The organism is Muribaculum intestinale (assembly GCF_002201515.1).
Lineage (GTDB): Bacteria > Bacteroidota > Bacteroidia > Bacteroidales > Muribaculaceae > Muribaculum > Muribaculum intestinale.
In genome coordinates this window covers 844,504-856,521 of record NZ_CP021421.1, presented here as the reverse complement: position 1 = coordinate 856,521, position 12,018 = coordinate 844,504, and the positions used below count along the sequence as shown (strand labels likewise).

Annotated in this window: 9 protein-coding genes; 6 read left to right on the top strand and 3 right to left on the bottom strand. The window is 54.0% G+C overall.

What is annotated here, in order from left to right; genetic code table 11:
• Positions 1 to 59: 59 nt before the first annotated feature.
• From ADH68_RS03650 to ruvA, 5 genes are read left to right on the top strand one after another with little or no spacing between them, the layout of a single operon-like run.
• The gene (locus tag ADH68_RS03650; RefSeq protein WP_068959760.1) at positions 60 to 686 is read left to right on the top strand and encodes a DUF3256 family protein; all 627 of its coding nucleotides are present in this window, start codon (positions 60 to 62) and stop codon (positions 684 to 686) included.
• A 34-nt stretch (positions 687 to 720) separates the two neighbouring features.
• Positions 721 to 2,079 (top strand): exodeoxyribonuclease VII large subunit, encoded by a 1,359-nt coding sequence (gene xseA / locus ADH68_RS03645; protein WP_068959761.1) that lies wholly within the window; start codon positions 721 to 723, stop codon positions 2,077 to 2,079.
• A gap of 46 nt (positions 2,080 to 2,125) precedes the next feature.
• A complete protein-coding gene (xseB, locus tag ADH68_RS03640; RefSeq protein ID WP_068959762.1) occupies positions 2,126 to 2,341 on the top strand; it encodes an exodeoxyribonuclease VII small subunit in 216 nt (71 codons plus the stop codon).
• A 6-nt stretch (positions 2,342 to 2,347) separates the two neighbouring features.
• A complete protein-coding gene (locus ADH68_RS03635) occupies positions 2,348 to 3,709 on the top strand; it encodes a TrpB-like pyridoxal phosphate-dependent enzyme (protein WP_068959763.1) in 1,362 nt (453 codons plus the stop codon).
• Between the two features lie 9 nt (positions 3,710 to 3,718).
• Positions 3,719 to 4,315 carry a Holliday junction branch migration protein RuvA gene (gene ruvA, locus ADH68_RS03630; RefSeq protein ID WP_068959764.1) on the top strand — a complete coding sequence of 199 codons (597 nt, stop codon included), beginning with the start codon at positions 3,719 to 3,721 and terminating at the stop codon, positions 4,313 to 4,315.
• Between the two features lie 88 nt (positions 4,316 to 4,403).
• Here the strand turns inward: ruvA and ADH68_RS03625 are convergent, their stop codons facing one another.
• On the bottom strand, positions 4,404 to 8,132 hold the full coding sequence (locus tag ADH68_RS03625; RefSeq protein ID WP_068959765.1) for a glycosyl hydrolase family 95 catalytic domain-containing protein: 3,729 nt from the start codon (positions 8,130 to 8,132) through the stop codon (positions 4,404 to 4,406).
• A 173-nt stretch (positions 8,133 to 8,305) separates the two neighbouring features.
• On the opposite strand from ADH68_RS03625, the gene ADH68_RS03620 reads away from it, so the two are divergent.
• The gene (locus ADH68_RS03620) at positions 8,306 to 10,594 is read left to right on the top strand and encodes an AraC family transcriptional regulator (protein ID WP_068959766.1); all 2,289 of its coding nucleotides are present in this window, start codon (positions 8,306 to 8,308) and stop codon (positions 10,592 to 10,594) included.
• 104 nt (positions 10,595 to 10,698) lie between these two features.
• On the opposite strand, the gene hpf is transcribed toward ADH68_RS03620, so the two are convergent.
• Together hpf and ADH68_RS03610 are read right to left on the bottom strand one after the other, a co-directional pair.
• Complete coding sequence (gene hpf, locus ADH68_RS03615; RefSeq protein ID WP_068959767.1) at positions 10,699 to 10,998, bottom strand: ribosome hibernation-promoting factor, HPF/YfiA family; 300 nt, start codon at positions 10,996 to 10,998, stop codon at positions 10,699 to 10,701.
• The gene (locus tag ADH68_RS03610) at positions 10,988 to 11,902 is read right to left on the bottom strand and encodes a tyrosine-type recombinase/integrase (protein WP_068961941.1); all 915 of its coding nucleotides are present in this window, start codon (positions 11,900 to 11,902) and stop codon (positions 10,988 to 10,990) included. Before ADH68_RS03610 ends, hpf begins: the two co-directional genes overlap by 11 nt.
• Positions 11,903 to 12,018 lie beyond the last annotated feature (116 nt).

Sequence of the window (12,018 nt, the reverse complement as noted above, 5' to 3'; positions counted from 1 at the left end):
TTCCGTAGAAGATTTTATAACTTTGGATATCTTCTACGGATTTTTTTTAACAGAAAGTTATGCGCAGACTGATTATATTTATCGCGGCTATGGCATCATTTGCCATGGCTTATCCGCAGCTTACCGCCACTGAGGCGTTCAGCAGCGCACCGGCGTCGGTATTGCCACTTATCGACTATATCACGCGCCTCGACATGATTGACTACTACAACAGCGGGTCGGCCACGGCCTCGAAAAACGTCATGCAGGGGCAGTCGCGTATAACGGCGCTCTCACCGATGTCGGTATCGGTCTCTGTCACATCAGGTTCTGAATGCCAGATAGCCCTGTTGCCTATGCGCGGCGACACGGCCATCGTGTGCATAGAGACTGTAATGACTCCGACGCCTGACAGCCGTGTTTCTGTATATGACCGCGACTGGAAGCCCTTGTCGGGCTCCTCTTTTGCTATGCCGGCAGTGTCGGCATGGCTTACTCCCGAGGGTAAGAAACAGGCTGATGTGGTGGAGTCGCAGGTACCGTTTATGCTTGCCTCGGCGCAGTATTCACCCGAAACCGATACGCTTGTGCTTACCAACCGACTCTCCGACTTCCTGTCGGATGATGTTTACGGACTTGTTAAGCCATATCTGCTTCCGTCAATCACCTACAAGTGGAACTCGTCACGGTTCGTTCCTGTGAAATAATGTCAGCAAATCTGTATATTTACCCAACAAGGCTTTGGAACCACTGACCCTACTGCAACTCAACCAGCGTATCGCACGCCTTATTGTGACGCCCGACACCCAGAACGTATGGGTGACGGCCGAACTGTCGGATGTGGCCGTGCGCTCAGGCCACTGCTACATGGAGCTCCTGCAGAAGGACCCGGCTACCGGACGTACTCTGGCAAAAGCACGGGCGGCAATCTGGGCGAGCGCATTTCCGGCCATACGGTCGGGATTCTATGCGGCTACCGGACAGGATTTCGTTACCGGACTGAAGGTGATGGTACGCCTGAGCGTGTCGATGCATGCCGTCTACGGCATGTCGCTGGTAATCAATGCCGTCAATCCCGACTATACGATGGGCGACTTGATACGGCGGCGCAACGAGATGATAGCACGGCTGAAATCGGAGGGCATTTTCGACATGAACCGCTCTCTCGTACCGGCCGAACCTACTTTGCGTGTGGCTGTGATATCGGCTCCAGGAGCAGCCGGTTTCGGCGACTTCATGAATCAGTTGTCGGCATCACCTCTGCGTCTGCGCTTTGTCACGCGCCTGTTTCCGGCCATCATGCAGGGCGAGCGCACCGCACGCTCAGTAATGGAGGCTCTCGCCACGGTAGAGCGCGAACAGACCGACTGGGATATTGTGGTGATTATCCGTGGCGGAGGAGCTACCTCCGACCTGCTCGGTTTTGAGGATTATGACCTTGCCGCCACCGTGGCCCGCTTTCCGCTGCCGGTAATGGTAGGCATCGGCCACGAACGCGATGTGACAGTGCTTGACTATGTGGCATGCATACGTGTGAAGACTCCTACAGCCGCCGCCGAGTGGCTGTTGGCTAAAGGCAAGGAATGTATCGACCGGCTCGATTCGCTCGGACGTGATATCGCGCTCGCCGTGTCGGGATATCTGGGAGGATGCAAGGAGCAACTCGGTGCTATCGAGGGGCGTCTTCCCGCTCTTCCGGCCGCAATGCTCGCACGTGCGTCTTCGCGGGCCGACCGTCTGGCCCTCGCCCTTCAGCAACTGTCGTCAAGGGCTACAGCTCCGCATGTGGCCAGAATCGACCGTCTCACTCTCGCATTGCGTCAGATAGCAAGCGGGATAACCACGCCGCGACGTGTGAATCTCGAAAAGTACGGGGCCACTCTGGCCGCTGCTTCCTCGGCCACACTGTCGGCGCGCCGCAACAGGATAGAGGCTCTCGCACAGTTGCTCGACGCATTGTCGCCCGAGGCCACTCTGCGCAGAGGCTACTCAATAACACGTGTAGGCGGACACGCCGTCACCGATCCGTCGCAGGTAGTTCCGGGCGATGTGCTCCACACCACACTCGCCGGCGGCACTGTCACTTCAATAGTTGAATAATAAAGGCATTTTTACTCATGCTCTAAATAATTGTCATAAACACAATATGGTACCTAAATTTACCCCTGTCGCCGATATGACCTACACACAGGCTGTAGCGGAGATAGAAGAAATATTGCGGATGATGCAGGCCGATTCGCTTGATATCGACCTCCTTGCCGCTTATACACGACGCGCCACAGAATTGCTGACGGAATGCCGCCGACGTCTGACGGATACCGACCGCGAACTCCAGTCTATACTTAACCCCAACAATAATTAATACACGATGGAATCAAAAAAAATTCTTCTGTCGGAGAAAGATATACCTACCGCATGGTATAATGTGCTGGCCGAGATGCCGGTAAAACCGCGCCCGATGCTCAATCCTGCCACTCATGAGCCTCTGACTGCCGAGGATCTGATGCCGCTTTTTACCGAGGAGGCTTCACGCCAGGAATTCAATACGACTGATACATGGATTGAGATTCCCGACGAGGTGCGCGACATGTACCGCATATGGCGTCCGACACCGCTGGTGCGTGCACGCGGTCTCGAGAAGGCCCTCGACACAAAGGCCCACATATATTTTAAGAACGAGAGTGTAAGTCCTGTAGGCTCCCACAAACTTAATTCAGCTGTGCCGCAGGCTTACTATGCCAAGAAACAGGGAGTGACCAATATCACTACCGAGACAGGCGCCGGCCAATGGGGTGCCGCTCTTTCGCTTGCCGCCAAGCATTTCGGTCTTGAACTGGCTGTGTATATGGTGAAGATTTCGTTCAACCAGAAGCCGTACCGACGCTCAATCATGCAGACCTATGGAGCCGAAGTGATAGCCTCACCATCGATGTCGACCAAGGCCGGGCGCAAGATTATCACCGAGCATCCCAATTACCAAGGTTCGCTTGGTACTGCTATCTCCGAGGCCGTAGAGCTTGCCATGTCGACCCCCAACTGCAAGTATGTGCTCGGCTCGGTGCTCAATCATGTGGCACTCCACCAGACTGTAATCGGCCTGGAGGCTGAGAAACAGATGGAGATGGCCGGAGAGTATCCCGACATTGTTATCGGATGCTTCGGCGGCGGCTCTAACTTTTCGGGCATATCCTTCCCGTTCATGCGCCATAACTTTTCGGGAGAGCGCTCCACGCGTTTTGTTGCAGCAGAGCCTTCGTCGTGTCCTAAACTGACACGCGGTGTGCTGCAGTACGATTTCGGCGATGAGGCCGGTTATACTCCGCTTATTCCGATGTATACCCTCGGCCACGATTTCTCTCCGGCCAATATACATGCCGGCGGTCTCCGCTATCATGGTGCGGGAGCTGTCGTCAGCCAGTTGCGCAGCGACGGCATGATTGACGCTGTCGACATACCCCAGCTTGAGACATTTGCCGCAGCCACACTTTTTGCACGCGCCGAAGGCATTATCCCGGCCCCCGAAAGTTCGCATGCGATTGCAGCTGCCATCCGCGAGGCAAAGCGTGCCAACGAGGAGGGTACCGCTCCGGTAATATTGTTCAATCTCTCGGGCCACGGACTTATCGACATGGCAGCCTACGACCAGTATATAGCGGGCGACCTTGCCAACTATGAAGTGACCGACGAGGATGTGGCGCGTACTACCGATAGTCTGGCCAAACTTATCTGACGCTGCGCGATGATTGAATATGTCAAGGGCGCTCTGATGGAGCTTACCCCGACCGACGCCGTTGTCGAGACAGCCGGAGGTGTGGCTTATTCGCTTTCCATCACACTGCCTACATATACTGTGCTTGAGGAGGCGCTGTCTGCTCATGCTACGGTGAAGTTGCTGTGTCACGAGGTGATACGCGAGGATGCATGGCTGCTCTATGGATTTACCGAAGAGCGTGAGCGAGCGCTGTTCCGCCTCCTTATCGGAGTAAGCGGAGTAGGGGCGTCGACCGCACGCATAATGCTGTCGTCGATTCCTGTGGCTGAACTTGAGCAGGTGATTGTAGCAGGAGATACGCGCCGTCTGAAAGCTGTCAAAGGCATCGGTGCCAAGACTGCCGAGCGCGTGATTGTCGACCTCAAAGACAAGGTGCATCCATCCGACGACGCCACGCTTCCATTGGCGACTGCCGACTCCGAGGTGTTTGAGGAGGCTCTTGCCGCTCTTGTTATGCTCGGATTTCCCAAACCGGCTTCTCAGAAGGTGCTTAAGAAACTATTTGAGGCCGAGCCCGCAATCAAAGTTGAGTCGGCCATACGCAAAGCGCTTGCTATGCTTTAACCGAAAGTCATTAGATATAATATTAACGCCGTGCGTTTCAGCATATTGAAACGCACGGCGTTGTTGTTGAAATTAGGAGTTTTACCGGTTAGCGGTTCATGTATTTGTTGCCGTTCCTTATCACGATGCCTTTGTAGTCGCTGTTGACTTTTATGCCTGACAGGCTGTAGGCTTCATCCGACTCTGTGGCGATGGTATTGTTATCGATAATTCCGGCAATCGACGATGTGCTGTTTGCTGTCAGCTCAATCTCCTCACCGGCCACTGTCGGGATGTCGTAGAGATATGTCTGAGGCAGTATGGTGTCCGGTATCTTTTTGCTGTCGGCCACAATCGGGTCGGGCATACCGTAAGGCTGTGTCAGCTCGTTGGTATTGGTGCCTTCGGCGGCTGTGAGTGGAGTGCTGTCGGCCATGAACAGGGGTGTGTTGGACCGTAGTCGCAGGTTTCCTCCGATTGTCGACCTGATTTTTACATTGTCGACGATGCCCCCTTTCCATGAGAGCGACACGATTTCAAATCCTCCGCGTGCGCGCAGTCCCGCTACAGTTCCTTCAGCCCAGCGGTCCGGTAGGGCGGGGAGCAGGTGCACGAATCCGGCGTGAGATTGCAGCAGCATTTCGGCTATGCCTGCACAGCATCCGAAGTTGCCGTCGATCTGAAACGGTGCATGCGCGTCAAACATGTTGGCGTAGGTGCCTCCATTGGGGTCCGACATGGTGATGTCGGGCGATACCAGTCGCAACTGGTTCTTTATAATTGACAGAGCGTGGTTGCCGTCGAGCATGCGTGCCCAGGCACATACCTTCCACCCCATCGACCATCCGCGTGCGGCATCGCCTCGCCCGGTGAGCGACTTGTGCACTCCCTGAAACAGAGTCGGGTTCTCGTAGGGCGACACCTGGTTGCCGGGGTATGCGCCCCAGAGGTGCGAGAGATGTCGGTGAGAGGTCGATTCGCGGTCCCAGTCTTCCTGCCATTCCTGTACCTGGCCGTATTTACCTATCTTATATGGTGTGAGGCGTGCTCTGAGTGTATCAAGCTCCTTGGCGAAGTCGGCATCCTTGCCGAGAATTCCGGCAGCCTCGGCGGTGTTTTTGAGAATGTCATATACCATCTGGTTGTCCATGGCCACACCCCCGAACAGAGCCACATTTACTTTGGAGCCGGCATCGTTGGTGTAAGAGTAGAGCCCGGGATGATTTTCGGGAGAGTTTGACGGACATACTACCATATATCCCGAGTTTGGGTCCTCGACAAGAAAATCCCGGAAGAACTCGGCACATCCTTTCATTACGGGATACACCTCGGCGAGATATGCCTTGTCGCCCGAGAAGAGATATTTCTCCCAGAGGTGAGAGCAGAACCAAGCGTTGCATGTCGGCCATATGCCTACGGGGCCGTTGTCGACAGCGCCTGTCGTGCGCCAAAGGTCGGTATTGTGGTGTAGAACCCAACCGCGTGCTCCGTACATCTCGCGTGCTGTCTGCGCGCCGGTTTCGGCTACATCCTTTACCATCTCGATGAAGGGGTCGTGGCATTCCGACAGATTGGCTACCTCGGCTGCCCAGTAGTTCATCTCGACATTGATATTGGTGGTATACTTGGAGTCCCATGCCGGATACTGGCGGGCGTTGGGATTCCATATTCCCTGAAGGTTGGCCGGCTGTGTGCCGGGCTGCGACGAGCATATGAGAAGATAACGTCCGAACTGGAAGTAGTTTTCTATGAGTCCGGGGTCGTCGGGGTCGGAGTAGAATTCTTTGATGCGCTGTTCGGTGTCCTTTGTCTCGCGTGCAGGATTTTCGCCCAGTTCGAGGCTCACACGGTCAAATTGCTCCTTGTATTTTTTTGTATGTCCTGCAAGGGTGGTGTCGTAGTCCTTCTGCTTGTCGAGATACTTGGTGATGTATTCAAGCGCCTTGGCCTCGGCATCGTCGCTTATGTCGTTGTAACTCACGAAATTCGTGGCCGATGAAATGATGACAGTCGCGCTTGTGGCGTCGCTGACGGTAATCTCCGGTGCAGCCGTGTTGCCGGCTACGATACCTTGCTGTATGATGTTGCGCCGGGATGATGCAGTCTGTGTGCCACCGTCGTTGATTACCTTTATGAATGTGAAGCATGTAAGTTTGTTGTCGACATTCTCGCTCTGCGATTTAGCCGGTACGAGCGATGCCTTTATCATGCCGTCGGCGGTGATGATGTTCACACCGAGTTTCTCCATATTTGTCTTTGCCGGAGCGGCATAGCTTACGTTGAAGTTCAGGTGTCCGGGCTCGGAGGCCTTGAGTCGCATTATGGTCACGTTGTCGTCAAACGAAGTAAACACTTCGCGTGTGTAGGTCACCCCGTCGGCCACATATGATGTTGTGGCTACAGCGCGTGACATGTCGAGGTCGCGCACATATGCCTGCACGTCTTTCGAGCCGGTTGTGGCTCCTCCCTCTTCATCGTCGAAGCGATGTCCGGGGAATCCTACGAGCACACATCCTGCGGCCTGATACTGGGCACCGTGGGAGCCCTCCGACATCCAGTTGGGTATGGCCAGACGCTGTGCCGACACATAGTCTTTGGAGAATATGTAATCCTGCACCTGCTTGAGTACGGAGGCGGCTTTGGGATTGTGGTTGGTGTTGGGCGACTGTCCCCAGAATGTGTCTTCGTTAAGTTGCAGGGTGTCTACAGCCACGCTGCCGCTTACCATTGCTCCGAGGCGTCCGTTGCCGAGCGGAAGGGCTTCTTCCCAATAACCGGCGGGACGGTTATACCACAGTCTGTTTTTGCTCTCAAGCACCGGTGGCTCTATGGGGCGGTTTGCCGAAGTGGTGAAAGTAGCGCGATACTCTTTGTCGCAGATGTTGCCGGCGAGGTCGACGAATGAGTTGGCCGGCATTACGAATGTGTATGATGTCGACAGATCGAGCTCTTCGAAGGGGAACGATGCTTTCGTGTTACTGATTGCAGGCGCTATGCTTTGTGCTGTCCCGGTGGTATTGTTGGTAAGTGTGGCCGATGCGTTGTCTTTAAGTACGATGCTTTCGTTGAAAAGCATTGTCACTTTTCCGGAGGGCACTACACCTGTATCGCCGTCGGCGGGGGTGATGCTTACGAGTTCGGGACCCTGGAAGTCATCGGCAAGGATGTTGACATATTTCAGATTGTAGTTGCTCGTCTTTGTTGCCGATTGTATGAGCATGCGTATGATGAGGTTGTCGCGGTTGTCGGCGTCAAGGGAGTATGTGGCGTCGTTGTATTTGTTCCAGTGGCTTGCGGCGACATAGTCGTCGAGCACAGTCCAGCTGTTGCCGCCGTCGGTCGAGTATACCACTCCGAATGGTGTCGCTGAGCTTGAGCCGTCACCGATAGCAAAGTTTACTTTTACATTTGTAAGCGACTTTGTAGGGAGCGACACTTCAAAGTACTGGTCGTGCTTCGACGGGTCGGCATAGTCGGCTTTGTCCGTGAAGCGGTCGGTCGAGGCTGTGTTGAGCCGGAGCAGATAGCTTGGTGTGGAACCGCTTGATGTCAGCTGCCATTTGCCGTCGCTTGTGTGCAGTGTGACCCGGCATTCCTCCTGAGGCAGAGCGGAGATGTTGGGCAGGAAATAGGGCTGTAGTGCCGACCACTTCTGATTGGCTGATGCGGTCCATCCCGATTCATCGGGGGTGTAGACTGCGGATACACCATCTTTAGTCTCGCTGTAGCCTGAGGTAAACTCCCAATGTACTACGGTTGTCTGCTCGGCGGCAACAGTTGTATGGGGGACGCCCACTACTGTCGACAGTGCCAGCAGCAATGCTCTGATTGTTTTCATCGTTGCAATTTTAAAGGTTGGATATTTGAATGATTATGCGGAATACAAAATTAGTGTCAGACGTGAGGTTCCGACGTGAAAAATGGCTCAAACAGGCATGAAAAACGGCTCAAAATGGTCATGAACAGTGAAATTTCACTATCTTTGGCCTGAATTGAACCGAAAATCTACTGATGAACCATTGCCGTACTGTCATTATAGTGATTATTCTGCTGACAGGGCTTTTCCTGACCGCACGTCAGACTGAGCCTTGCCGTACGGTGCGGTATGACGACAGCAACGGATTGTCGGGTACGCTTGTCGGCGGCGGTCTGCAGGACGGAAACGGGCTTATGTGGTTTGCTACATGGAACGGTCTTGACTGCTACGACGGCTATGAGTTTCACCGCATGAAAATCAGGCCGGGTGACAGTGCGGCCATAGGTACCAACCGCATACGTGACATCCTGCTTTCTGAGCAGGGCAACATTGTGTGCCGCACCGATGACGATATATATGAGTTTGACCTGTCGCGATACACCTTCCGCGATATTCCTGAGGAGAGGAAGGATTCACTTAAAGGAAAAATGGGTCGCACATGGAGGGGGCTGACCGACCGACAGGGGAATATCTGGAGGGCTGACCCGTCGGGATTGTACAAGACATGTTTCCCGCATCACCCGGCAAGGTTGCTTGACGGTACATCGGGCGCACATCCGCGCTCGCTGATGGTTGATCGCGACAGCATGCTGTGGGTGGGGCTGCGCAATAATCATAGTATAAATGTGTATGACCGGAGTTCGACGCTTGTCAGGACCATTCCGCTTGAGACTGCGCCTTACTGCATCTACCGTACGAGTCATGGCGACATATGGATAGGCGGCAAGCCGGGCGCTCTCATAAGGAATGGGGGAGAGAGCATATCGCCGGATGCGGTATACGATATGGCCGAGGACAGGTATGGACGGCTGTGGATAGCTACGTTCGGTGCCGGAGTGAAATGCTGCGAAAATCCGCAGGCCATGGAGCCGGAGCTTTCCGAGTCGTTGGGCGGCTACAAAGTGAGAAAGATTATCATCACGCCTTCCGACAATATAATTGCGGCTACTACCGAAGGGCTGCTTGTCGGGACTGTAGACTCCGCTGATTGCCGCAATACGAGGCTGATGCCTGTAAGGCGCGACGGCAACCGTCCCGGGAGCTTGTGCAGCAATGCCGTGATGAGTGTGGCGAGGGATACCCGCGGCAATATAATAGTCGGTACGGAGAGCTCGGGAATCGATATTATAAGCGAGGAACGTCTGTTTGACGACAAACCGGAGTTCCGACATCTGAATACAGGCAATTCCACCCTTGCAAGCGATGTGTGCCGGGCTATGGCGCTTGTGTCCGACACATTGTTGTTGATTGTAGGTCGGAATCATGTGATGGCTCTGAATCCATCGACAGAGCAGACGGTGAATTTCGGGCGTACATTCTGGAACGACACGTGCCGCTTTGCCGAGACTGAGCCTGTGATGCTGCCCGACGGCACATGGGTGATCGGCGCCGAGGAGGGCGCTTTCTGTGCTACACCGCACAATATATACAGCCGGGGATATGTGCCGCCGCTTGTGTTCACTACACTGGCTGTCAACGGACTGGCACCGGCTTTTTGTCTGGCATCTCGTGACACACTTTTTCTTGAGCCGGACCAACGCAATATATCGATAGCTTTTGCTGCTATAGATTATACCGACAATAGCGGTATCCTTTATCGTTCGCGTCTTGACGGCTCTCCATGGACCGGCGCCGGACCGGTGCGTAACGTCACTTTGTTTAATCTAAGCCCGGGCACCCATTGGCTTGAGGTGCAGTCGACCGACAGATACGGGCGATGGGTCGATAATAACCGTCTGCTTTCCGTGGTGGTAGCTCCTTACTGGTATGAGACATGGTGGGCCACTGCATTGTTTGTGCTGGTCGTGGCAGTGCTTGCCGGCCTGACGGTATATATAATAATGTATATACGCGATGTCAATCGCCAGCGTCGCGACTTGCTTGAGAAGTATATGGCGGTAATCGGGGAGATGGAGGCGCGTTCCATGCAGGATAGTGACTGCCTGACAGCATCGCCTGAGGATATGGCTCCCCTTGTCCCTGAGCAGAAACCGGAGGACACAGCTTTCCTCAACCGGGTAAGGCGCTATATAGAAGAGAACATAGACAACCCCGACGCAGGTGTCGACAGCATGGCTGATGCCGCCGCAGTGAGCCGTTCGACTCTTAACCGTCATCTGCGTGCTCAGCTTGGCATCTCGGCGACCCAGCTGCTTATCGAGGCTCGCATGCAGCGTGCCGAGCAGCTTTTGCGTGCGCGCTCTACCGGAGAGCCGCTTTCGCTGTCGGATATTGCCGCAATGTGTGGCTACTCCGATGTGCAGTATTTCCAGCGTGTGTTCAAGAAAAGGCACTCGGTAGCTCCGGCTGATTACAACGGATAAATTTTCCGCTCTTTATAACGGCGGCGCCGCATCGGAGAGGATGCGGCGCCGCTTTTTCAGTGGGGCCTGACAGCGGGAGAGTGCATACAGGCTTGTAAATACAATCAATAATCTTTCTGCGATTTGATACGCTGTAGCTGGCGTTCGATTGCTTCGAGCGAGAGGTCGACAGCCTCCTCGAAGGTGTCGGCAATCTTCGAGGCGTAGAATTCCTCCTGCATCGGAATGGTCAGTTTCACGGCAGCCTCCTTGTTCATGGAAGTTTCCGGTTTTACTACTTTCAGTGTTACGTCGGCTTTGGTGATTGACTCGAAGCGGCGAGCCAGTTTATTTAGTTTCTTCTCGATGAAGCTCTGGAGCTGTTCTGTTGCGTCGAAGTGGATTGACTTGATGTTAATTTCCATGGGGTCCTCCTTTCTTTGCGGCACGCGGATGTGCCAGTTGGTAATTGTTTTTAAGTTCCTGGTAGGTAATATGAGTATATACCTGAGTGGTTTCTAATGATTTATGGCCGAGAAGCTGTTGCACTGAGAAGAGGTCGGCACCGTTATTGAGCATATCGCTTGCGAATGAATGCCGCAGTACGTGAGGGCTCTGCCGGGCTGCTACCGTGCGTCCCTCCAAAGCTCCGTGTACGACCCTGTAGATAAGCCTTCGGTACAAGGGCTGTCCGTCGGGCCTGACGAAGAAGCGTTCCGGGGGGAGGCCTCCTACTGTGGTGTCTCGCAGGTTTCTGTATTTTGCAATCATTTCCGAGAGTTCTTCCCCGAAAGGTATGATTCTTTCTTTATTACGTTTACCCATTACCTTTAGTTCACCTTTCGCGGTGTTTACATCGTTGTCGAGCAGAGTCTCCAGCTCAGAACTGCGCATGCCTGTCGAGTAGAACATAAGCAGGATGAGACGGTCGCGCACGGAGGTGAAGTCGCCGGTATCGAAATCGTCAGCGAGCATTGATGCCATTTCCGACTGACGGACGTATACCGGGAGAGGCTTGTCGGCTTTTGCCGAGTGGAGTTCGGCCGCAGGGTTCGACATCATCCCGTGGCGTTTCATCATGTAGCCGAAGAATGTGCGTAGTGAAGAGAGCTTGCGCTTCAGTGTCCGCGGACTTTCACCCTGCCGGGCCAGACGTCCGATCCATAATCTTATATCGGAGGTGGTTACGCTCAACGGGTCGAGCTGCTCGGGATGACCGCCGGTGGCGAAGTCGGCCCATTGGGAGAGGTCTCGCATATATGCAGAAACGGTGTGGACTGAATAATTCAGCTCACACCGTATATATGTCGAGAAAGAGTCAAGTATCATGGAGTCGATTCGCTTTATCAACGGATGCCGCAGGTGGGCTTCCTATGTTTGGTCAAAAGCGAATTTAACTCTTTCTTTGGATATTTCCAAATAATATGGATAAAAATAATAGGAGT